Source organism: uncultured Erythrobacter sp. (assembly GCF_947502395.1).
In the GTDB taxonomy this organism is placed as follows: Bacteria; Pseudomonadota; Alphaproteobacteria; order Sphingomonadales; family Sphingomonadaceae; genus Erythrobacter.
Map to the genome: position 1 here is coordinate 801,149 of NZ_CANMZM010000003.1, position 21,689 is coordinate 822,837.

20 protein-coding genes are annotated in these 21,689 nt (G+C 56.4%); 13 read left to right on the forward strand and 7 right to left on the reverse strand.

Going from position 1 to position 21,689, the window contains the following annotated elements:
- The first annotated feature begins 12 nt into the window (after positions 1-12).
- The 9 genes from Q0778_RS15080 to Q0778_RS15120 all read left to right on the forward strand — a co-directional run bounded on the left by Q0778_RS15080 (position 13) and on the right by Q0778_RS15120 (position 9,014).
- Positions 13-1,212 (forward strand): parallel beta-helix domain-containing protein, encoded by a 1,200-nt coding sequence (locus tag Q0778_RS15080; protein WP_298302031.1) that lies wholly within the window; start codon positions 13-15, stop codon positions 1,210-1,212.
- Positions 1,212-2,234 (forward strand): SO2930 family diheme c-type cytochrome, encoded by a 1,023-nt coding sequence (locus Q0778_RS15085; RefSeq protein ID WP_298337182.1) that lies wholly within the window; start codon positions 1,212-1,214, stop codon positions 2,232-2,234. The genes Q0778_RS15080 and Q0778_RS15085 overlap by 1 nt, the downstream gene beginning before the upstream one ends.
- Positions 2,234-3,196: an alpha/beta hydrolase gene (locus tag Q0778_RS15090; protein ID WP_298337185.1), complete on the forward strand. Its 963-nt coding sequence runs from the start codon at positions 2,234-2,236 to the stop codon at positions 3,194-3,196. The genes Q0778_RS15085 and Q0778_RS15090 overlap by 1 nt, the downstream gene beginning before the upstream one ends.
- A 118-nt stretch (positions 3,197-3,314) precedes the next feature.
- On the forward strand, positions 3,315-4,004 hold the full coding sequence (locus Q0778_RS15095; RefSeq protein WP_298302040.1) for an amino acid racemase: 690 nt from the start codon (positions 3,315-3,317) through the stop codon (positions 4,002-4,004).
- 354 nt (positions 4,005-4,358) lie between these two features.
- Positions 4,359-5,552: a deoxyguanosinetriphosphate triphosphohydrolase gene (locus Q0778_RS15100; protein WP_298337187.1), complete on the forward strand. Its 1,194-nt coding sequence runs from the start codon at positions 4,359-4,361 to the stop codon at positions 5,550-5,552.
- Positions 5,545-6,270: an NAD(P)H-binding protein gene (locus Q0778_RS15105; RefSeq protein ID WP_298337190.1), complete on the forward strand. Its 726-nt coding sequence runs from the start codon at positions 5,545-5,547 to the stop codon at positions 6,268-6,270. The genes Q0778_RS15100 and Q0778_RS15105 overlap by 8 nt, the downstream gene beginning before the upstream one ends.
- A gap of 11 nt (positions 6,271-6,281) precedes the next feature.
- Entirely contained in the window at positions 6,282-6,728 is a 447-nt protein-coding gene (locus Q0778_RS15110; protein ID WP_298337193.1) for an ABA4-like family protein, read from the forward strand.
- A gap of 92 nt (positions 6,729-6,820) precedes the next feature.
- Positions 6,821-8,383, forward strand: coding sequence for a long-chain-fatty-acid--CoA ligase (locus Q0778_RS15115; RefSeq protein ID WP_298337197.1), 1,563 nt, complete (start codon positions 6,821-6,823; stop codon positions 8,381-8,383).
- A gap of 16 nt (positions 8,384-8,399) precedes the next feature.
- Positions 8,400-9,014: a DUF938 domain-containing protein gene (locus tag Q0778_RS15120; RefSeq protein WP_298337200.1), complete on the forward strand. Its 615-nt coding sequence runs from the start codon at positions 8,400-8,402 to the stop codon at positions 9,012-9,014.
- Positions 9,015-9,041: 27 nt separating this feature from the next.
- Here Q0778_RS15120 and Q0778_RS15125 read toward each other — a convergent pair whose 3' ends face one another.
- Together Q0778_RS15125 and Q0778_RS15130 are read right to left on the reverse strand one after the other, a co-directional pair.
- Entirely contained in the window at positions 9,042-9,179 is a 138-nt protein-coding gene (locus Q0778_RS15125; RefSeq protein ID WP_298302060.1) for an entericidin A/B family lipoprotein, read from the reverse strand.
- Between the two features lie 22 nt (positions 9,180-9,201).
- Positions 9,202-10,128: a DMT family transporter gene (locus Q0778_RS15130; protein ID WP_298302063.1), complete on the reverse strand. Its 927-nt coding sequence runs from the start codon at positions 10,126-10,128 to the stop codon at positions 9,202-9,204.
- A gap of 66 nt (positions 10,129-10,194) precedes the next feature.
- Here Q0778_RS15130 and Q0778_RS15135 point away from each other — a divergent pair, with 66 nt between their 5' ends.
- A complete protein-coding gene (locus Q0778_RS15135; protein ID WP_298302066.1) occupies positions 10,195-10,449 on the forward strand; it encodes a hypothetical protein in 255 nt (84 codons plus the stop codon).
- 90 nt (positions 10,450-10,539) lie between these two features.
- Here Q0778_RS15135 and Q0778_RS15140 read toward each other — a convergent pair whose 3' ends face one another.
- A complete protein-coding gene (locus Q0778_RS15140; RefSeq protein ID WP_298337203.1) occupies positions 10,540-12,084 on the reverse strand; it encodes a CpaF family protein in 1,545 nt (514 codons plus the stop codon).
- A gap of 301 nt (positions 12,085-12,385) precedes the next feature.
- Here Q0778_RS15140 and Q0778_RS15145 point away from each other — a divergent pair, with 301 nt between their 5' ends.
- Together Q0778_RS15145 and Q0778_RS15150 are read left to right on the forward strand one after the other, a co-directional pair.
- Positions 12,386-13,345, forward strand: coding sequence for a polysaccharide pyruvyl transferase family protein (locus Q0778_RS15145; protein WP_298337206.1), 960 nt, complete (start codon positions 12,386-12,388; stop codon positions 13,343-13,345).
- On the forward strand, positions 13,342-14,184 hold the full coding sequence (locus Q0778_RS15150; protein ID WP_298337208.1) for a glycosyltransferase: 843 nt from the start codon (positions 13,342-13,344) through the stop codon (positions 14,182-14,184). Before Q0778_RS15145 ends, Q0778_RS15150 begins: the two co-directional genes overlap by 4 nt.
- Before the next feature lie 313 nt (positions 14,185-14,497).
- Here the strand turns inward: Q0778_RS15150 and Q0778_RS15155 are convergent, their stop codons facing one another.
- The 4 genes from Q0778_RS15155 to Q0778_RS15170 are packed head-to-tail and all read right to left on the reverse strand — an operon-like array spanning position 14,498 to position 19,592.
- Entirely contained in the window at positions 14,498-15,841 is a 1,344-nt protein-coding gene (locus Q0778_RS15155) for an oligosaccharide flippase family protein (protein WP_298337211.1), read from the reverse strand.
- Positions 15,832-16,941: a glycosyltransferase family 4 protein gene (locus Q0778_RS15160; protein ID WP_366519552.1), complete on the reverse strand. Its 1,110-nt coding sequence runs from the start codon at positions 16,939-16,941 to the stop codon at positions 15,832-15,834. Before Q0778_RS15160 ends, Q0778_RS15155 begins: the two co-directional genes overlap by 10 nt.
- A gap of 3 nt (positions 16,942-16,944) precedes the next feature.
- On the reverse strand, positions 16,945-18,579 hold the full coding sequence (locus Q0778_RS15165) for a hypothetical protein (protein WP_298337214.1): 1,635 nt from the start codon (positions 18,577-18,579) through the stop codon (positions 16,945-16,947).
- Positions 18,576-19,592 (reverse strand): DPM/DPG synthase family glycosyltransferase, encoded by a 1,017-nt coding sequence (locus Q0778_RS15170; RefSeq protein ID WP_298302089.1) that lies wholly within the window; start codon positions 19,590-19,592, stop codon positions 18,576-18,578. Before Q0778_RS15170 ends, Q0778_RS15165 begins: the two co-directional genes overlap by 4 nt.
- Positions 19,593-19,849: 257 nt before the next feature.
- On the opposite strand from Q0778_RS15170, the gene glmS reads away from it, so the two are divergent.
- Entirely contained in the window at positions 19,850-21,673 is a 1,824-nt protein-coding gene (glmS, locus tag Q0778_RS15175; protein ID WP_298337217.1) for a glutamine--fructose-6-phosphate transaminase (isomerizing), read from the forward strand.
- Positions 21,674-21,689: the final 16 nt, after the last annotated feature.

Below are 21,689 nucleotides of genomic sequence, written 5' to 3' on the forward strand. Positions count from 1 at the left end.
GAGATACATCACATGATCAGGATTTCATTGGCCGCAGTCTTGTTGGCGACAGCTGCTCCTGCACTGGCTGAAACGCACACCATCAGCCCAGGTGACGGCGCGCAAGAACGCCTGCAAGAGGCGCTAATCTTGGCTGAGCCCGGTGATGAAATTGTCCTTGAAGAAGGACGCTATACTCTGCTCGACGGCCTTAGCCTTGACGTTGATAATGTGACCGTTCGAGGCGCCGGTATGGACGGCACAGTGCTTGACTTCACCAATCAGGCTGGAGCGGGTGAAGGTCTGTTGGTGACCTCAGATGGTGTGACCTTGCGCGATTTTGCGATGGAAAACCCAAAGGGTGACGGGATCAAATCCAAAGGCGCGGACAACATCGTCTATCACGCCATTCGGGTCACTTGGACCGAAGGGCCCAAGCCGACAAACGGTGCCTATGCGATCTATCCGGTGGAAAGCACCGGGGTGCTGGTCGACGGTGTGATCGTATCGGGCGCGTCGGACGCGGGCATTTACGTCGGCCAATCGAGCAAGATTACCGTCCGCAACTCAATCGCTGAATACAATGTCGCCGGAATCGAGATCGAAAACAGCCGCGACGCCATTGTCGAGAACAACATAGCGCGCCACAACACGGGCGGCATCTTGGTGTTCGACCTTCCCGGCTTACCGGTAATGAACGGCGGCAATGTCATCGTGCGTCAGAATCTCGTAACAGAGAATACGACACCCAATTTCGCGCCTCCAGGAAACATTGTGGCTGGTGTTCGTCGCGGGACCGGCATCATGGTCATGGCCAATGAGAACGTTTGGGTCGAGAACAACGCGTTGGAAGACAATCCAACCGCGCCTTTCATGATCGTCGCCTACACACAGCAGTTCTCCGATGAGCGCTACAATCCCTACCCCCGCAATGTCGTGATCGGTGTGAATGCCGTGGACCGCGGCGGTTATGAACCTGATCTCGACGGTGGTGAGGCGATTGCTCAGGCCTTTGGAGGTGAGCTTCCGCCAATCCTTTGGGATGGCCTAAGTGATCCCGAGCGCTCGGCACTCTATGTTACCGGCGGAATTCCGGGATGGACCCTCAACCTGCCGGAGCAAGGCAAAGGCTTGGGCGGAGCCAATCCCGCTCCTCTTGATGCCAAGACCGCTCCCGAAGACTGGGACAAGAGCGGGGTTGGCGCGCCGACAGAGCTTGAAACTCGCATCTGATGCGAGGGATTGGCTTTCTTCTTGCAGCTTCGGCTGCGCTTGCGGCATCGGTGGTAGCGCAAGCGACTGGCATACCGAAGCCCATGGTCAATGATGAAGTGGTCACGGGTAAAGGTTTCCCGCGCACCCTTGGAGAATTCGGCTTCTTTCAGGATTATGGTGCGCGTGAACCGTCCGATTTCGTCCACCCGTATGAGCTCAATACGCCGCTCTTTTCGGATGGCGCGGAAAAGCTGCGCTACATCTATGTGCCCGAAGGTGCACAGATGAATGCCGATGGGGAAGGCCTGCTCAAATTTCCTGTAGGCTCAGCCATCATCAAGACCTTTGCATTCGGTGAAGGTGACGAACAGCGGTTCATTGAGACGCGCGTGCTGCTGCACCGCTCGGACGGATGGCTCGCGCTCCCATACCGTTGGAATGAAGAGCAGACCGAGGCAAAGCTGGCTTTGGCTGGCGGACGGGTGCCGCTCACCACGCCGTCGGGTGAGGAAATCAGCTATCGCATCCCCAACAAGAACCAGTGCAAGGCATGTCACTCGGTCGATGGCGAGGTTATTCCCATTGGTCCCAAAGCGCGGAACCTCTCGGGCGAATGGCTTGCCTCGATGCATAAACAAGGCTGGCTCGACCAGGTGGCTGAGGGTGCAGATACGCTACCTCTGTGGAGTGATCCCAGCGCCTCAACAGACGCGCGCGCGCGGGCCTATCTCGATCTGAATTGCGCCCACTGCCACCGTCCAGGCGGCGGCGCTTCCAATTCAGGGCTCGACCTCAGCTGGGAGCAACAAGACGCTTTCGCTATTGGGATCAACAAGCCGCCAGTTGCAGCAGGGCGCGGGGCAGGGGGGCTGCTTGTCTCCATCGAGCCCGGCAAGCCTGAAAAATCTATTCTGGTGCACCGCATGAACTCTAATGAGCCGGGTGTTGCTATGCCTGAACTTGGACGTTCCACGGTCGACAAAGAGGCCGTCACGCTCATTCGCGATTGGATCGCGCAAATGGATCAAGGGACAGAATAATGAAGTGGGTTTTGCGCATTTTGGGCGTCCTTGTCGCGCTGTTGGTCGTCGTCTTTCTCGTCTTCCGCGTGCCAGATACAGACCGCGATGCAATGCGCGCCAAGTACGGCGGTGAGCCCTCACAATTTGTAACCCTTGCGAACGGACAAGAAGTGCATCTACGCGATGAAGGCCCGCGCGACGCTTTGCCGATCATTCTGCTCCATGGGTCCGCCGCTGACCTGCACACATGGCAACCCTGGGCGGATGGTCTTAGCTCAGACTATCGCGTCATCCGCTATGATCAGATTGGGCATGGCCTTACCGGCCCGGCGGTGGGGGGAACCTACACGCTTGCCGATTTTACTGGTGACGTCGAACGGATCGCCGATCACCTTGGCTTGGAGCGTTTTGTGCTTGGTGGAAACTCGATGGGAGGATGGGTCACTGCCGGGTACGCGCTCGAGAATCCTGAACGCCTTGCAGGCATTGTTCTGGTCGACGCGAGTGGATCACCTGTTCGGAGAACGAGCGGCTCGGGAGGCAACACCGGATTCTCGATCGCTACCACACCGGTTCTGAACCAGGGGATGCGCTTTATCACCCCACGCAGCATTATCGAGCGGAGCCTATCCCAGAGCGTTTCCAACCAGGAAATTGTCACCCCTGAGGCGGTAGACCGCTATTGGGAGTTGCTGCGCTATCCGGGCAATCGAGCGGCCACTATTGATCGCTTTGCCACAAAGCGCGTGGTTTATTCCGATGAGGATATTCGCAGCCTGACGATGCCAACGCTGATTTTATGGGGCGAAGAGGATGCTCTGACGCCGGTAGAAGCAGGGACATGGTATCACAAGCGCCTGCCAAGTTCCTCGCTCATCGCCTATCCTGGGATCGGACATTTGCCGCATGAAGAGGCGCCTGAAGCGACGCTGACAGATCTCAGAGCATGGCTGAATACTTTGGAGCCTGAGGTTCCTTAACCGCACACTTACCATCTAACGAACTAATTTTGCCAGATTTCTAACGTGCTATGGACGGATGCACGCATGGATCGCTACACCCATTGTGCACTGCAGTGAGAATCGAGGGAAAGCTCTCTTGCGAAAATTGGGCATGATTGGTGGGATGAGCTGGGTCTCAACCCGCATTTACTACGACCGGATCAATCGTATCGTACAACGCCGTGCGGCCCCTATGGCCTCGGCGCCTTTGCTGATTGAGAGCCTCGATTTCTGCCAGCTTTACGCGCTGCGGGAGGACAAGGAATGGCAGCGCGCCAGCGATATCTTGAGTGAGAGCGCCAAGCGGCTTGAAGCGGCAGGGGCTGAAGCTTTGATCATCAACGCCAACTCCATGCACAAACTTTATGATGAAGTCGCAGCTCAGGTCGATGTTCCGATCCTTCATATTGCAGATTACGTTGGCAAAGCACTGAAGACAGCGGGCTGCAAGAGCGCGGCTATTTTGGGCACGCGCAACGTTATGACTGAAAGCTTCTATCGCAAGCGGCTGGTCGCTCAGGGTGTCGACTTGCTCCCGCCGAATATGACCAATGTCGAGATCATGGATAAGATTATCTATGACGAATTGATGGTGGGCAAAGTCACCCGCGATGCCGAGCGTGCGATGAAAACGATCATAACCAACAAATCGCAAGATGGGGCCGAAGCGATTGTCCTTGCGTGCACTGAGCTTGACCTGATTGTGGACGTCGATGCCAATGTTCTGCCCGTTTTCGATTCAACCCGCATTCACTGTGAAGCGGCCGCGAATTGGATTCTGGAGTAGGTCACGGTGAATTAGCACTCGCCCTGTCGCTCGCAAAGAACATTTGGCCGCATCTACACTGAGGGTGGGGTGCATGTTTAGTTTCCGCCGCTTACCCGGAATCCTGTGCTTGTCATCATAATGAAATAGACAAGCTTGGGTCTTCGGGTCGCGCCGATGACCCGAGAGCTGCAAGGCTCTTGGGGCCGCTTACCACCCCCCCATTGCACCCGGTGAGCGGTCCCATTTTTTTCAGTTACACCCTCTGAATCGATGCAGATTCAGCAAGCAGTTGATGCTGTCCACGACAATCCTTGTTAGTTGCCGATCTGTTCTGGTTGAGCGACGTTGGTCGCTCACCTAAGCGATAGAGCTGTGACTATCCGCGCTGCCTTTGCTGCTGACCCATTTGCCCATGGTGGACGTGAATTTGAGGGGGCGCTGAGGAGCCCAGCTTCCGCCGGATCGCAGATTGGCGAAAGGCGGGGGCCACGCAGCGATTTCCAGCGCGACCGAGACCGGATTATCCACTCTATGAGCTTTCGCCGGCTCAAATCGAAAACTCAGGTTTTCATCGCACCAGATGGTGACCACTACAGAACCCGCCTGACCCACACGATTGAGGTTGCGCAGATTGGCCGTGTGCTGGCGCGCGCTTTGGGCGTTGATGAGGACCTGACTGAAGCGCTGTGCCTTGCACATGATCTGGGACATCCGCCCTTCGGCCACGCTGGCGAAGATGCCTTGTCAGAGGCGATGGCCGACTTCGGAGGTTTTTGCCACAACGCGCAGACCCTTCGCACGGTCATGCGGCTCGAAAGTCCCTATCCCATGCACGAGGGGCTCAACCTGACATGGGATCTTCTTGAAGGCCTTGCCAAACACAATGGACCGATAACACAGCCCAATTGGGCACTGGCTGAGCTTGATGCAGCTTTTCCCCTGGACCTTGCCACTTGGCCTTCGATTGAAGCGCAGATTGCTGCGGTTGCCGATGACATCGCTTACGACAATCACGACATTGATGATGGCCTTCGCGCAGGTTTTCTGACTCTAGATGAGCTGATGGAGCTCGATTTCCTCGCGAACCAGTGGCGCTCGGTCGAAAAACGCTTTCCAAACGCACCGCAAGACCGCCTCTTGCGCGAGCTTGTTCGGGATCAAATCGGATTGATGGTCAATGATGTGCTTGAGCACACAAGAGGTTCAACAGCAGGGTTCGAATCAGTCGCACACATTCGCTCTGCTGATAGGCAACTGGCGGGCTTCTCACCCGAAATGGCGGAGCAGGAGCGAAAGCTAAAGGCCTTTATGTACCAAAAACTCTATTACCATCCTGAGCAGGTTTCCGCTGCTGGTCACGCGCGAGAGGTGGTCGCAAAGCTGTTCGCCGCCTATTCGCAAGACCCGTCCACTATGCCACGAGAATGGCATGACCGGCTTCCCGAAGCTGAGCCGCGACGCTCAAGGATGATCGCCGATTTCATAGCCGGGATGAGCGACCGCTTTGCAATGCAAGCTTGCGCAGAGCTTTATGGTGATGTTCCCGAAGGCCTTATCAATGTCTGATGCAATCAACGCCGCCAACGAACCGGTTCGTGTCGGTCTTGTCGGCGCGACTGGGCTGATCGGCCGCCGCCTTATCGAGATCACGAGTGCAGGCGATGAGATGCGCATGGTGGGCATTGCCCGGCGTGAGCCAGTCTTGCCCAAAGGAGCGAGGGTGGAAATGTTCGTCGCCGATGCGGCCAAATGGGGCGAGGTGCTCGAAGCGATCAAACCGCGCGCCTTGATTTGCGCCTTGGGAACGACCTGGCGCAAAGCGGGCCGCGACGAAGCCGCGTTTCGCGCCGTCGATTATGACCTTATCGTCACTACAGCTGAAGCGGCTCAAAAGGCGGGGGTTCAGAATTTCGTGATGGTGAGCTCTTCGGGCGCCAATCCCAGGGCGAAGAGTTTTTACATGCGCACCAAGGGCGAAACCGAACAGGCAATTTCTAAAGTGGGCTTTAAGCGAGTTGATATATTGCGTCCTGGGCTACTGAAGGGTTCGCGGAAAGATGACCTGCGCCCGCTTGAAGCCATCGCGCAGATCGCCAGCCCCTTGCTTGATCCGATTTTGCCCAGCCAATGGCAGGGCTATCGTTCGATCAACGCTGACCTCGTCTGCGAAGCGGCGATGGGCCTGGCGATGCGCAAGGCGGCAGGGCGTTTCATCCATGACAATAACGCAATCAAGCGCGCTGCACGAGATTGGCGCGCTAAGCATTCTGCCAAGACCGAATAGAGGGGGGCCGAATGGACTGGGGTCTGATATTTAACTCAGTGAACCTATTGGCCCTCATTGCGTGGGCTGCTTTGATCTTTCTCCCACGCTGGCCTGCGCTTTTGTCGGCTATTCTCTACATCGGTATCGGACTCCTGTGTCTGATCTACATGGTCGGCCTCGGTTCGGTTCTGACCGGGCTGGTGCCTACGGACAGCGGAGGAGCCGACTTCACGACGATTGAGGGGGTGCGTGCAATTTTCGCGAGCGATGTAGGTGTCACCATAGGTTGGACGCATTATCTGGCGTTCGACCTGTTCGTGGGGCTCTGGATTGCACGCGATGCTGACGGGAAGTTCATCTCTCGCATTATTCAGGCTCCGATTTTGTTGATGACTTTCGTCGCAGGGCCGGCCGGGCTGCTCGTTTGGCTCATGGTTCGTGAGCCTGCTGCCCGTGCTCAGGGTCGCTGGAACTGAATTGTCCGCTGTCCCGATTATGTAAAAACATGGACGAATGCTTCGGTAGATGCTTAATCACCCGCCCAGGCTAAGGGAGGGAGAGACGAAGCATGGCTGGAGAGACTCATCAAGATCTTCAATCTTTCGATGAATTCATAAAGCATTGGGCGAGTGTTAGCCCCAATCAGATTGCGCTCGAGATGGGGGAGCGGGCAACGACCTATGGCGAAGCCGAGGTTTTGACGCGCCGCATCATTGCTTTGTTCAAAGAACATGGCGTGGGTCCGGGCGACCGTATCGCATGGCTCGGCAAGAATTCGGACCGCTTTTTCCTGCTGCTGCACGCGGCTGCGCGCAACGGAGTGGTGATTGCCCCGATTGGGTGGCGGTTGGCCCCACCTGAGGTCACCTACATTCTGCAAGACACCGGCACCAAAGTTCTGTTCGTTGAAGAGGACTTCATCGACACAGCAAACGAAGTGACGGGCGTGATGGAAAATGCACCGCGCGTGCTTGAAGCAGAAAGTGCGTTTCGGAGCGCTCAAGCCCTTGACCCGGCCGAGTTTGAGCCTGCTGACAAAGACGACGCGATCCTCCAGCTCTACACCTCAGGGACGACGGGTAACCCGAAAGGAGTTGCTCTTTCGAACCGCAACATGTTCGCCTTGCGAAAGCCCGGCCTTGATGCATCTCTGCCTTGGCAAACCTACTATGAAGATGATTGCATCCTTGCGGCCATGCCTTGCGCACACATTGGTGGCACTGGGCTTTCTGCAGTAGCAATGTCAGCAGGAATTCGCGCTCAGGTCCTCCCTGAGTTTACGCCCGATGGCGTGCTCCGCGCGATCCAGAATGGGGCGACGCATATGTTTCTTGTGCCTGCAGCCATTCAATTCGTGATCCAGCATCCCTTGGCGAAAGAGACGGATTTCTCAAACCTTCGCTACCTTATGTACGGGGCCGCACCCATGCCACTAGAATTGCTTAAGCAAGCGGTGGCGACGATGCCACAAGCTGGTTTTTTACAAGTCTATGGCATGACCGAAACTTGCGGCACTGTCACAATGCTTCCGCCGGAGGACCACTCGCTAGAGGGCAATGAACGGATGCGCTCTGCGGGGAAGGCTGTCCCTGGAGTTGAGGCTCAGATTCGAGACAAAGAAAACAAAGAGGTGCCGCGCGGTGAGATTGGCGAGATTTGCATCCGCTCGCCCTCCAACACCGCAGGATATTGGAAGCTTGCGGAGGCGACCGCAAAAACAATTGATGCGGCAGGTTGGCTCCACACAGGCGATGCCGGGATCATGGATGAAGATGGATACATCTACATACAGGATCGGATCAAAGACATGATCATCTCAGGCGGAGAAAACGTCTATCCTGCTGAAGTCGAGAGCGCGATCTATGGCCATCCGGCTATCGCGGAAGTGGCTGTGATTGGTATCCCGTCGGAGCAATGGGGCGAAGAGGTCAAAGCCTGTTGCGTGCCAAAGCCGGGAATGGATATCGATGCGGGTGATGTGATCGCCTATACGCGTGAGCGGATCGCAGCATTCAAAGCACCAAAGAGCGTCGACGTGATTTCGGAAATGCCGCGCAATGCCTCGGGCAAGATCCTGCGGCGACAACTGCGTGCTCCCTATTGGGAAGGGCAGGACCGGCAAGTTTCCTAAGAACGCCTAGCCTGCGATGAAAAGACATGCCCCTGCCACTTTGCGCAATCGCGAGGCAATTGCCGAAGTGCTTTCAGAAGAGCTGCCTGAAAAAGGAACAGTGCTCGAAATCGCAAGCGGATCTGGCGAACATATAGTATTCTTTGCGAAGGCGTTTCCCCACCTGCAATGGCAACCCAGTGATGTGACCCCCGATGCTTTGCTCTCGACTAGGGCATATACAGAGGAATATCAGGGAAATAACCTAGGTGTTCCTACACAGATCGATGCCCGTTTGCCCAAAGTGTGGGCAATTCCGAGTGATGTTGCCGCAACCTTGTGCATCAACATGCTTCACATATCTGCCCATGTATCGTGCAATGGTCTGTTTGAAGGCAGTGCAAGAGCCGCTGCCCAAACGAAAAGCGCATCAGGTTTCCCCCTGATCCTCTACGGCCCATTCTTTGAGCAGGGGGTGGAGCCGACTGAATCCAACCTTGCCTTTGATTTGAGCCTGAAGGCACGAAATCCCGAATGGGGTATTCGTCATGTTGAAAAAATAGACAGCATCGCCCGTTCGCAAGGATTTGAACGCACCGCGCGACATGAAATGCCGGCCAATAATCTGATGCTGGTCTATCGCGCCCAATAAATGCGCAGGATGGGTGAGCGACCTAAGTCACTTACCATTGATGACTTCTTCGCCCGTTCGACCAACAGATTCGATGTCCTGACCGACACCTTGCACGGTGTTGCATGCAGCTGTTGTAATAGTGAGCGCGCCCAGCACGATGGTGAGAATGGCTTTGCGGGTCATAGAGGTTCTTTCCTTGATGCTATTAGGCGGTCCGGCTTTCGACGTTTTGGCTTGAGAGGGCAATTCTGTGCTCGCGCCATGCGATGAGTAACCCCGCACCCACGATGAGTGGAGCGCCAAGCCATAGATTGGGCGAGGGCGAGCGATCGAATATCGTAAATCCGTAATAGGTCGCCCACAAGAGTGCGGTGTAATCCATCAAGAGGATCACACCTGCCGAGCCAAACCTGAGACTTGTCGTGAGGAGCAATTGCGCAAGCGCCCCACACAGGCCCATTGCACCGATAATTGCCCACGTCTCACCGCTGTGCGGCACATAAACAAAGGGTAGAGTCAAAGCCAAAGCGGGGGTTGATAGCAGGGTAAACCAAAAAACGATGCTCCATGGGCTTTCAGTCTTGTTAAGGTCCTGAAGCTGGAAGCTGATGAGCGCCACCAGGAAGGCCGCGATAAGACCGATGGTGGCGCCAAACGGCTCAATCCCCGCGCTTGCCCCAATACCAAAGCCGGGTTGAGTTAGGACGAGCACACCTGCAAACCCCAATGCCACCGCGCCCCAACGAAATTTGCCGACACGCTCTTTGAAAAGCAGCACCGCAAGGATCACAGCGAAGAAAGGCGCAGTGAAGTTGATCGCTGTTGCTTCAGCCAAGGGCAGCAAGACGACCGCCCCATAGACGAAGAACATACCAGTGATACCAGCAACGGCGCGCCCGCCATGTGCTTTCAAACGTTTTGTTCTGATGTCGTCGAGCTTGCCCATTGCGGCGAGCAGCACGGTGATCGCGATCAGCGTGATAAACTGCCGCCAAAACACAAGCTCGGTGAGTGAAGCCCCGCGTTCGCTTGCGAGTTTGACCAGCATGGACAGGGTCGCCAGCGTTGCTGCCGCGGCAAGTCGCAGGCCAAGCGCTAAAAAGGGGCGAGGGCGGGCGACTGATCCATCCATTGCTAGGACGGCTTTAGGCGTTGTGCGTGATTGCGCAATCCTTGCGTGGAACTGTGAGGACCTTAAATGGGCGCGGTTATGGAGTTCATGAACCCACTCACCTTTGCAAGCGATGCAGCGCTATTGGCCGTGGCGGGTCTAGCGTGCTGGGTCTTGGCGGGGGTCTGCTTGTTAATGGACAAAAGGCGCGAAAAGTACCGTTCGGTTGACCGGCTTGAGCGGGTCGGATTTGTGCCGTGGACGGGGCTGTTTTTGGGGCTAGCCATTATTGGAGGTGGATGTCTCGCGATGAGCTTGCCGGTTGTGTTGGGGAATTTGTAGCAACTCGTGAGTCCCCGTGTCGGCGGGGATGTCGAAAACCTAGGAGCTAGCCTGAGGGATTTCCCCGCTATCGCGCGGACTTAGGCTTCATTACAAGCACGCCTCGAGGTACGCCTGATCAAACCCGAACTGGCGGGCTTTCTCCAGCGTATACGGACGCAGGCCGCTTGAGCGGAATTCGCCCATGATCTTGCCGTCTTCGCTCTCGTCGAGATACTCAAACTTGAACAGGTTCTGCGTCACGATCACTTCGCCTTCCATCCCGATGACCTCGGTGATGTCAGTGGTACGGCGCGAACCATCGCGCAGACGCTTCACCTGAACGATCAGGTCAACCGATTCTGCAATCTGGCGTGAAATGGCTTCTTTCGGGATCTTGATGTCGCCCATCAGGATCATGTTTTCCATACGGCCCAGACACTCACGCGGAGAGTTAGCGTGAAGCGTACACATGGAGCCATCGTGGCCCGTGTTCATAGCAGCGAGAAGGTCGAAACATTCAGCGCCACGAATCTCACCCAGGATGATCCGGTCAGGACGCATACGCAGGGCGTTCTTCACAAGGTCACCGATCGTAATCGCGCCTTGCCCTTCAAGGTTAGGCGGACGTGTTTCCAATGGCAGCCAGTGTGGCTGTTGCAGACGAAGTTCGGCCGCGTCTTCGATTGTCAGCACGCGCTCGCCCGGGTCAATCATCTTTGACAGGGCGTTGAGCATGGTCGTTTTACCAGAACCCGTACCGCCTGAGATAACGATGTTAAACCGGCACGCGCCCGCGATTTTGAGGGCGGTACACATCTTCTCTGACATCGAGCCAAATTCCTTGAGCATATCCAAGGTGATCGGCTTTTCGGAGAACTTACGAATGGAGATCGCGGTGCCGCGAAGCGACAGCGGTGGAACGATGACGTTTACACGAGAGCCGTCCTTCAAGCGAGCATCAGCAAGCGGCGTGGTTTGGTCGACACGACGGCCAACCTGGTTCACGATACGCTGTGCGATCTGGAAAAGGTGTTGCTCATCGCGGAACCGGATCGGCGCGATAATCAGCTTACCCTTTTTCTCGATATAGGTCTGGTCCGGACCGTTGACCATAATATCAGAGACATCGGGGTCGGTCAGAAGCTCTTCGAGGGGACCAAAGCCCAGAAGCTCGTCGATCAGAACTTTCTCGAGAGCAAATTGCTCGCGGCGGTTCAGTGTGACCTTAAGCTCGGCCAGCACTTCCATGATGATTGGGCGGAATTCTTCGGACAGCTCTTCTTTGGTGAGCGTCGCCGCCGCTTCCGGGTCAACGCGTTCAAGAAGGCGCGGGAGAACCTGTTCCTTAATCTTGTGAACGCTTGCCTCAAAGCCGCCCGCATCCGCCTCAGAGGAGTGGGTTGCATTCATGCGCTCGGTCAGGCGATCCATCGCATCGGCGGTTGTGCCACCTTTAGAGGATTTTGGCGGAGGAGGGGCGCTGGATTTCGCAGGCTCCGCGCTGCCGTCATTTGGAAGCGGTGGGAACTGCTCACCGCCCTTTTCATCCTCGGCTTTCGAGTTGCCACCTTTCATCGGCCGTGCAACGCCAAAGGCAGGTTTCGCGCCGGGCCTCATACCGCCCGCGCCACCTTTTTTGCCAAATGCGCTCATTTATTCTGCCCCCGGGCTCGATTTGGTCACATATGCGCAATCGCGAACTATCACGAACAGCGCCTCTCGGAATGTGGTGAATAATTTGGAAACCTTAATTTTTCGCCAAAGATAGCAAGAGGTTTTGAAAGCTCCGTCCTCAAGGTTTGCGATCACGGAGCATCCGGCGAGCTTCTGCGCGTTTTTCGATAGGTCCTGCATGACCGTGGGTAACGCGACGGCTGCCCTTAATTTAAATGCGAAATCCTGTTTAAGGGAATGTTGTAGGGCCAGTGCGCCCACGCAGTAAAGGAACGCGGTGTTGGGGCAGATTTCCTCTTCCGAATTGGTCAATGGACTAAAGGCTAAGTGCCATGCGGCCTTGCAAGAGGTCATGCCAAAAGCGGATGTCCAAGGCGTGCCCTATGCGCTTGTTGACTATCCCTTTTACGCAAATATCGGCGACAGCGCGATTTGGGTGGGCACTCGCAAATGGCTCGAAGAACACCACGGCGCGCCGCCAGCCTATGTGTGCACGACCTTCGATCTGAGCACTTCAAAACTTGATAGTCTGGTGCGAGATGGCCCCATCTATATCAAGGGGGGTGGCAATTTTGGTGATCTATATCCTGCCCACCATCGCTTTCGCTTTGAGCTGGTGAGGCGGTATGGTTCACGCGTGGTGCATCTGCCGCAATCGCTTCATTTCGACAGCGATCAGGCCTTTGAAGACACGAAGGAGCTGGCGCATTGCGGTGGAACTCTCATGGTGCGTGATCATCCCAGTTTTGCTCTGGCTGAGGGCCTTGGGTTTGAGCCGCTTTTGGTGCCAGACGCAGCCTTTTACTTAGGGCCACAGCAACGTATTGGAGTGCCTGACCGCGATCTTCTGGTGCTTAAGCGCACAGACCGCGAAGATACGGGCGATGCGATTTCTGGCGTCGATTGGGGCGGTGAGTTCCCGATGACTTGGGCCTATGCGGCGGTGAAGTCCGCTGTTCGCGAAAAGCGCCTTTCGAAGCTGGCAGCCTTTGACGAACTTACTGCTATGCGGGTGAGCCGCGGCTTTGCGATGCTTTCACGCGGGCGCGCCGTGGCGACCGATCGCCTTCACGGCCACATCATGAGCGTTCTTTTGGGCATACCGCACTTCGTCTCAGACAATTCGACTGGCAAGCTCACCGCATTTGGTGAGGCTTGGACTTTTGAGGCCGGGTTTGCCCATAGGCGCACCGCACTGTCCACGATTACACGGGCTGAGGCGCAAGCGATTGCGCAATGATCCCTAAGGTCACAATCACACTCACACGGTATGCGGAACCTGACGCACTGGTAAGCCGAGCAATTGTGGGCGCGCTGGCTCAGGAGGGTGTGAGCGGCGAAATCCTGTTTTTCGATCAGAATGTTTCTTCGACATTGAGCGTCAGCGATTTCAAATCCGGCACGCTTACTTTGAAGGTCGTACGCGGGGCGCTGCGAAGCCTGTCTGATGCGCGCAACGCAGCGATTGGTCAGGCGCGCTATGACACTATCCTTTTCCTCGATTCCGATGCGGTGCCCGAAGCAGGCTGGGCAAAAGCGATGGCCGAAACGCTTAGCCACCCAAAGTGCGCGGTTGCTGGAAGTCGGATCGAACCAGGCTGGCCTGCACCACCTCCGCCATTTGCGAAAGCGCGCGCGCTGCTTGATCAATACTCGCTTCTCGACCTTGGGCGCGAGCGACGTGTTGTGAACAAGGTGGTGGGCGCAGGCTTTGGAATGGACCGGGCAAAACTTCCTAAAAACTTCAAGTTTGATCCAGATTTAGGTCGACGCGATGGGCGGCTATTTGGCGGTGAGGAAACCGACTTTTGTAAGCGTGCACAGGCACTTGGCTACGAAGTGCAATACTGTGGGAAGGCAGCTGTCACCCACCTTATCCAGCCCGAGCGCATGGCGTGGGGCTGGATTGCAAAGCGCATGATATATGCTGGATATGGCCGAGCGCAGCAGGGCGGGGCGCCCAGCCCCTCAAGAACGCTTGAGCTTGCTGATTACCTGTTCATGCCGTTTTACCTGCCACCTTATGCGGCCGGATGGGCGTGGGGAAGGTTTGCCAAATGGCGCGAGCGATCAGGCTGAGGGTTCAAGTTTTGGGGGTGTACGCCAGAATTCGGCAAGGCCGATATTGAGTGCTGAGCGCGATGCGGCGGCAAGTAAGCAACCTCGCAAAGCAAGGCCCAGCGCGACCGCATCGTGACATCGTCAATATGGTCGAAGATTCGTAGATCGTGCAATGGCGAAGACAGATTTCGGCGCTGTTTGTCCGCACTTGATGCCGTTGATCGTAGTAGGACTGAGCTGGGTTTGTCAGTGGCACCGCCATGCTTTCGCAAGTTCCATTTCCATCGGCGAACTTAATGCTGCCGAAGATCCACTGTTGAGGAATTGTGTTTTAGGTCTGCTTGGCTTGGTCACGTCGTCTTGGAGGCACTGGCAAATAGCTTGGGTTGATATCAAGCACCGTGATGGTCATCACCAGCAGACCAACGCTTCGGGCAGTGAGCCCCAAGGCGACGGCGACTGCGGCGCCTGTCATGCCATAGATCGGGATCAAGACAGCGGCGAAGCCTGCTTCAACAATGATCCCTAGACCCAAGCATTGAAACGCTTTGCCGGTGTTTTTCGTCATCGCCAGCAATTCCGCACCTGGACCACAAGCGGCCTGAATAATCCGGCCAGCGACTAAGAACCAAACAAGGGGTGCCGCTTGGATAAACTCGTCTCCAAAAAGCCAAAGTAGCAGCGGTGCACCTAATCCGATAGCGAGCCCACCCAAGGCAATTGCCAATGTAGCTGCAAGCGTGTGCTTGCGGGCAAGGTATTCGATTCTAGTGGTTTCACCTTCGGCGTACAGCGCTGAAATCTTCGGATTAAATGCAACGCTGAGGGCATAAAGGGGTAGCATTAGGAGCATTGAGATCCGTGCAATCGGTTGAAACAGGCCGACCGCTTCAGGACTAGCGAGCAATGCCAGCATGAGGGTCGCGAGCTCCAGTTGAAGGATCGATGCAAGGTGAATGCCCAAGAAGGGGAGCGCAGCGCGGTCCCACTGCTGAGGGGCTGCGGTTTCAGCACCGTCAGACTCTTGTGAGGCTATCTCAGGACGTCTCACGCTTGGAAATGCGACAGCTAAGGCGATGACGGCTGTTACCATGTAAAGCCCGATGAAGATCGCACTGCTGACTTGGGCGAATAACGCTGCAATGATCAAGGCTATGACCAACAGGGCAGGGCGAATGACCTCCCCAGGGGCCACGCCCCAAAACGGCCGACCTAGGCCCAGAGCCATTCCGCGGAACAGCTGGATCGCAGCCAGTATAGGAATTGCAACAAGCAGTGGCATTGTGAGCTGCCAATTGAGCTCACCAAGCAAATAGCGCCCGGCAACATAGGCGCCGGGCAATACTAATACACTGACAGCCATGATGCGAGTGATCGCATGTTTCAGGAAGCTTTTTCTAATGCCGAATTGGTTTAGTTTCATACAGCGCGCAATTTCGGCCGTGGCAAAGGGCCCGTAGCCCATAAGCGCCACGGCTGCTGCGATCTGTGCGATGGCAAGGAGCAATGTGACCACGCCATACTGCTCTGCGCCAAGCAGACGCGCTGCAATGACGGCTTGCACAAACATAAGAGCAAGTCCGGCCAAGCGAAGGACAAGGCCGATGATCGACCCGGCCGCTACGGGGCCGTTGAGCACAGCTTTGCTGCGGGAAAGGAAGGTGCCTAACGGCATGAGGCGTAGACCTCAGTTGTTTGTTCAGCGACACGGCTCCACGAATAGTGGCTTTGCGCTAGTTCTTGCGAACGGGCGAGAAACTGTGCGCGTTCGCATGGATCTTGGTCCAAGACTTCGGTGATCTTGGCGGCCCAGCTTTGCGCATTTCCCGCTTCGATCAGGTGGCCGGTTTCCCTGTCCTGCACCGCATCGCGCAGCCCGCCTGTGTCGGCAGCAAGCACTAGCCCTCCGGCACTTGCAGCCTCGCAAGCGATAAGACCGAAGCCCTCAAATTCTCCGTTGCCGCGTTCAATATTGGGAACAATAACGCAGCCAGCCTGGGCAAAGAGGAGTGCCAATTCACCCTGAGGTTTACGGCCCAGAAACTCGACCTGGGGATGACCGAGAGCAGCTGCCTCGCTCTTGTCCCATACCGTGCCGACGACAGTTATTCGCACGTCTTGGGAAAGCAGCGGCAGAACTTCATTGACGAACCAGCTAAGACCCTTCTGAGTGATAAGCCGCCCCGCGAAGAGCAGTTGTTTGGGATCAAATCCAGCCTGCGGGTTGCCGCGAAGATCAGTCGCCAAGGGGACCACTGCGCTGCAATCCCAACCGATTTCAGTAAGCCGCGTCTCGGTCGCACGCGAATTGGCGATTACCTCCGCCCGTGTGAGCAAGTGAGATCCGATCGAAAGGTAGAGGCCGTAAAGCATGCCCTTTACTCCTCCGCGAGCTGCATAGGACACATCTGTCCCATGGGCAGAAAGGACAAGTGCCGCACGCGGGAAGAATGCGGCAGCCATCAGCGCAAGCGGCCATATTGCCATGTCGCCTATGTGTACGATTGCGGGAGCGTTTTTTAGGCGGAATAGTCGCCCAAGAACGGTAAACGGAAACAGCAGCAACAACCACGCGCTTGGCGGTTGGCCGTCGTCCTGCCCTTCCAGGGCAATCACATCGACAGCACGAGCCTTGGCGAGCTCTTCAGTCAAGCGCTCGCAATAGGTCTCCATCCCGCCAACCGCAGGACCCCATTTACGCGTTATGAAAAGGACCCGTTGGGTCTCTCTTTCACTAGGCGTGATCGCGGCTGGTTGAAACTGGACGGAAGCCATTGCTCAATAGCCCGAGTAAAGGTCGAGAAATGTGATGTCGCTCGCTTGCGGAGTGCCTGCTGCGGCCCAGCGCAACGTCACGATGCTGTTGCCGGTGTTGGCAAGATCGTATGACTGGCGTTCGAGCGCGACTACGCTCCCTGGCTCATAGACGTGGCCATCAATCCTGATCGCACCGCCTTCGACGCGGTACGCGCCCGGTACTGCCACCAATTCGGCCACACGCTCCGAGCCGCCATCCAGTTGCTTTCCAGCTACCATGACAATGCCTGCTTGCTGGATGTAATTGTCTCGTAAGAGCGCCGCATCCTTTGGCAGAAGCCTCTCGCCAATTGGCTCATCAGAAAACGCGTTGCGCAATGTAAGACTGTTGGAGAGAATGAGGGGGACGGGCTGAGCCATAATGGCCTGAGAATAGATGGGCTCACCGCGCGACAGATAGTTGTTGAGTGCCCAGCCAGAGGCGAACTGTGGAACGGCCCGCGGGAAATCCCCGATCATTCCGCTTTCGTCGATGTAAGCGACTGGCTCTGGAAAGGCGGAATTCACAAGGTTCTGAACCGCTGCCTGATTGGTTTGCACGCTTCGCGGCTCCATCAAGAAAAGCGCTACGGCATTGAGTGTGAAAATCGCAGTCAGAGCGAGCGCTCCATAGCGTTTCGCGGCGATCTTGATCACAGGCGCCAGCGCCACTGCGACTGGCGGCAGGATGAAAGCGAAGAAATAGGGGTAAGAATTGAAATAGATCGCCGGCCAAAGGGCAGGGAGCGCGAGCAGGGCTAGCGGCGTTTTTTGCGCTGACTTGGCTTTGAATAGCCAGACCGCGAAGCCGATCAGAAGCACAGTGAAAACAGATGCCATCGCGGATTGACGCACCCAATGCATGTGCTGTGGGAAGACACCGCCACCGAACATGCGATCGAATGAGCCGCTGAGCGTCCGTCCGAGTGATGTCAGCGCATCGGGCATGGTCAGAGCCAGCAACCCTAGGCCCAAAACACCGGCAAATGGTGCAACCCAGATCCAGCGCTTCAAATCTTCCCAGCGCAGCACCACCAACGCCAGAAATGCGGGCAGGTACAAAACGACTTTGATCGTCGCGACAAAGGCGAGGGCGGTGAGCACACCCATTATTGGTAGAGTTGCCGGACGCAGTTCTCGATGAAGTCCAACCGCGAGGGCGGTCATGACCAGCGAGGCGGCAATGACATCGGCTCGCAGCGCCAAGCCTTGGGTGAAGGCATAACCTGCGGTTGCATAAGCAAGTCCACACAAAACCGCGGTCCTGAAGTCTGTGAACTTGGTCGCCGCTGCAACGATTGCGCCCACAAGCAAAAGCTCGAAAGGAATAATTAGAGATCGGATCAGCTGGATATTTTCAATGTTCGAGCCGCCTAGTGACGGCACCCAGCTGAATAGCGGTACGAAAGGGCGCTGAAGCAGGCTGCCTACATCCTCGCCGCGCCATGCCGCATGGATCTGGCTGAAGTGATAGAACTCGTCCCAATTGATGCTCTTGGTGAAAGCTAAAGCCAATTGGAGACACAGCACAAGGCCGAGCGCAATGATGGCAACGCGTGCAGTGTTGTCAGCGTTTTCTGAGGGCCTCAACCAGCCTTGAAGAGCAATTCCAGTCACGAAGCCTTCCGTTGTTCGGCAAATTCGGCCGTGAACTCGGGTGTTTCGTCGGGCTCGGCCTTCTCTTTCTTTGCGAGCTTGTCCTCTATCCGGCGCAGCTTCAGCATATTGGCTTCGAGAAGCTTACGATTTGTGGCGATAAGGTCAGCTAGAATACCAAGCACCGTCACCAGCACGCCTACTGTTAAAAGCGCACCGCCGATGACCAGCGACTGGATGTGGCCTTGGCTGTCGCCATTGAAGAAGAACCACAGGAAGCGCGCGATCGGGAACAATCCCAAGAGCGTTGCCATCATGCCAAGGCCAACAAACACACGCAGGGCGTTGAAGGTCGTGTAGGCGCGCAGGATTGTTACTCCCGTTTGCTGGATAAAGCGCGGGATCGACTTGAACAGACGCGAGGGGCGTGTGGCGGCATGCGTGCGGATGGGCACGCTAGTGATCGCGAGCCTCTTGCGACCGGCCTGGATCAGCATGTCAGTAGTGTAGCTGAAGTCAGTGGTAATGTTGATACGCTGCGCTGCATCCCGGCTGATCGCGCGAAACCCGCTCACCGCATCGGTGATATCGGTCGCAGAAAGCGTGCGGACGACATAGGAGCCAAGGCGCTGGAGTATACGCTTGCCTGGGCCAAAATGCGCATTCTTCCCAACAGAACGGTCACCAATGCAAATATCCGCCTCGCCAGCGACAACGGGTGCGACAATCTCGGCGATGTCTGCACCTTCATATTGGCCGTCAGCATCAGTATTGACGATTACGTCGGCGCCTTCTGCCAAGCATTTGTCGATCCCACTTCGGAATGCTTCCGCCAGCCCGCGATTGCCTCGGTGACGTACAATGTGCTGCACTCCCCAGCGTCGGGCTACGCCGCTGGTGTCGTCCGTGCTGCCATCGTCGATAATGCAGTATTCGATTTCGTCGACACCCGGCATGCTGCGCGGCAGCTTGGCCAGAGTTTCAGGCAGGACCTGCGCCTCGTTAAGGCAGGGTATCTGGATGATGAGCTTCATGGTTTCGTTCTTGCCCCTAAAAGACGCCCTTTGCGCATTGCGCGCGCGCCTACTGTTCTGAGCGGTGCTAACGGGGGGTGTTTAAGCAATCGTAAACCATAATTGAGAAGGTCAGAGGTTTATTGCGTGCCGGATCGACAAAAATTGGCCTTTCAAGGTGCGATTGCGCTTCAAGTCTTGTTCAAGCCTTGTAAGTAAGGGACGCATTCGGCTTGGCGCAAAAGTCGCGTCACAATCCAAAGGGGATCAAGCAACAAATGTGCGGTATTATCGGGATCGTGAGCTCATCGGGTGTGGCGGACCGGCTGGTCGATGGCCTCAGGCGTATGGAATATCGCGGTTATGACAGCGCCGGGATTTGCACACTCCATGATGGTAAGTTGGTCCGACGGCGCGCTGAAGGCAAACTCTTGAACCTGGTCGGCGTGCTTGAGAAGGAGCCCGCACCCGGTACAACGGGGATTGCGCATACTCGATGGGCGACCCACGGCGCGCCTACGGCCGCTAATGCTCACCCGCATGCGACGGGTGAAGTCGCGATCGTGCACAATGGAATTATCGAGAACTTCAAAGAGCTTAGAGCCGAATTGGCCGACGCTGGCCGCAGTTTTGAAAGCGAAACGGATAGCGAGGTTGTGGCTCACATGGTTTCTGCTCAAATCGAAGCTGGCCTGGAGCCTGAAGATGCAGTCAGGGCTGTGCTCCCGCGACTGCGCGGCGCGTTCGCGCTCGCGATTACATTTCGCCAGCATCCCAATCTCTTGATTGGCGCACGCTTGGGCTCACCACTCGTCGTTGGCTATGGTGAGGGAGAAATGTTCGTGGGCTCCGACGCCCTTGCGCTAGCCCCGCTGACACAGCAGATCACCTATCTCGAAGAGGGTGACTGGGTGGTTGTGCGCCAAGAGAGCATCCAGGTTTTTGACGAGCATGGCAAGGCGATAGACCGCCCAATTCAGGCCTCAGGCGCGTCTGCTGCCGCGGTGGAAAAGGGCAATTATCGCCACTTTATGCAGAAAGAAATTTTTGAGCAGCCCACGGTCGTGGCTCAGACGCTCAGTTCCTACTTGAGACGCGAGGACGTTTCGGTCGCGCTCCCACAGTTTGATTTCGATCTCTCCGCTATTCGCCGCCTTACAATTGTCGCTTGCGGTACATCCTACTACGCTGGACTTGTTGCAAAATATTGGTTCGAGCAGTTTGCACGGGTGCCGGTCGACATCGATGTCGCAAGTGAGTTCCGTTACCGCGATCCAGTGCTCGAAGAGGGCGGTCTGGCACTGTTCATTTCGCAGAGCGGTGAGACCGCAGATACGCTGGCTGCGCTTCGCCATTGCAAGGCGGAGGGCCAAGTCATCGCCGTGGTGGTCAATGTGCCCACCAGTTCGATGGCGCGCGAAGCAGACTTGCTTTTGCCGACTCATGCTGGCCCTGAAATCGGCGTTGCCTCGACCAAAGCCTTCACCTGCCAATTGGCCGTGCTAGCGGCTTTGGCGGCGCACATGGCGGTCAAGAAAGGCCGCCTTTCGCGTGAGGAAGAGCGGGAGGTGGTCAAGCACCTCCTCGAAGCGCCCGCAGCGCTCAACGAGGCCCTCAATCATGACGATGATATTGCTGCGATGGCGCCCTTGTTTTCGCAGACCAGAGATGTGCTCTATCTGGGGCGAGGGCAGGACTTCCCGCTCGCACTTGAAGGTGCTCTAAAGCTCAAAGAAATCAGCTATATACACGCGGAAGGTTACGCTTCAGGTGAGATGAAGCACGGCCCCATTGCGCTTATCGATGATGACGTACCTGTGGTGGTCATCGCGCCTTCCGGGCCACTGTTTGAGAAGACCGTTTCCAACATGGAAGAGGTTCGCGCTCGCGGTGGAAAGGTCGTCTTGATCTCGGATGCTGCTGGTATTGCCGAGGCTGGCGAGGGCTGTTTGGCCACGATTGAGATGCCCGTTGTGCACCCGTTGATTGCACCGCTCGTCTATGCAGTTCCAGTGCAATTATTGGCCTATCACGTGGCGGTGGTTAAAGGCACAGACGTTGATCAGCCGCGCAATCTCGCCAAATCGGTGACGGTCGAATAGGGTCTGAAATCAGGCA

Bases quoted from the DNA above. Each gene is read 5' to 3' on its own strand.
- Q0778_RS15080 (WP_298302031.1), top strand. From the start codon at position 13: ATGATCAGGATTTCATTGGCCGCAGTCTTGTTGGCGACAGCTGCTCCT.
- Q0778_RS15085 (WP_298337182.1), top strand. From the start codon at position 1,212: ATGCGAGGGATTGGCTTTCTTCTTGCAGCTTCGGCTGCGCTTGCGGCA.
- Q0778_RS15090 (WP_298337185.1), top strand. From the start codon at position 2,234: ATGAAGTGGGTTTTGCGCATTTTGGGCGTCCTTGTCGCGCTGTTGGTC.
- Q0778_RS15105 (WP_298337190.1), top strand. From the start codon at position 5,545: ATGTCTGATGCAATCAACGCCGCCAACGAACCGGTTCGTGTCGGTCTT.
- Q0778_RS15110 (WP_298337193.1), top strand. From the start codon at position 6,282: ATGGACTGGGGTCTGATATTTAACTCAGTGAACCTATTGGCCCTCATT.
- Q0778_RS15115 (WP_298337197.1), top strand. From the start codon at position 6,821: ATGGCTGGAGAGACTCATCAAGATCTTCAATCTTTCGATGAATTCATA.
- Q0778_RS15120 (WP_298337200.1), top strand. From the start codon at position 8,400: ATGAAAAGACATGCCCCTGCCACTTTGCGCAATCGCGAGGCAATTGCC.
- Q0778_RS15125 (WP_298302060.1), bottom strand. From the start codon at position 9,179: ATGACCCGCAAAGCCATTCTCACCATCGTGCTGGGCGCGCTCACTATT.
- Q0778_RS15130 (WP_298302063.1), bottom strand. From the start codon at position 10,128: ATGGATGGATCAGTCGCCCGCCCTCGCCCCTTTTTAGCGCTTGGCCTG.
- Q0778_RS15135 (WP_298302066.1), top strand. From the start codon at position 10,195: ATGGGCGCGGTTATGGAGTTCATGAACCCACTCACCTTTGCAAGCGAT.
- Q0778_RS15140 (WP_298337203.1), bottom strand. From the start codon at position 12,084: ATGAGCGCATTTGGCAAAAAAGGTGGCGCGGGCGGTATGAGGCCCGGC.
- Q0778_RS15150 (WP_298337208.1), top strand. From the start codon at position 13,342: ATGATCCCTAAGGTCACAATCACACTCACACGGTATGCGGAACCTGAC.
- Q0778_RS15155 (WP_298337211.1), bottom strand. From the start codon at position 15,841: ATGCCGTTAGGCACCTTCCTTTCCCGCAGCAAAGCTGTGCTCAACGGC.
- Q0778_RS15160 (WP_366519552.1), bottom strand. From the start codon at position 16,941: ATGGCTTCCGTCCAGTTTCAACCAGCCGCGATCACGCCTAGTGAAAGA.
- Q0778_RS15170 (WP_298302089.1), bottom strand. From the start codon at position 19,592: ATGAAGCTCATCATCCAGATACCCTGCCTTAACGAGGCGCAGGTCCTG.
- glmS (WP_298337217.1), top strand. From the start codon at position 19,850: ATGTGCGGTATTATCGGGATCGTGAGCTCATCGGGTGTGGCGGACCGG.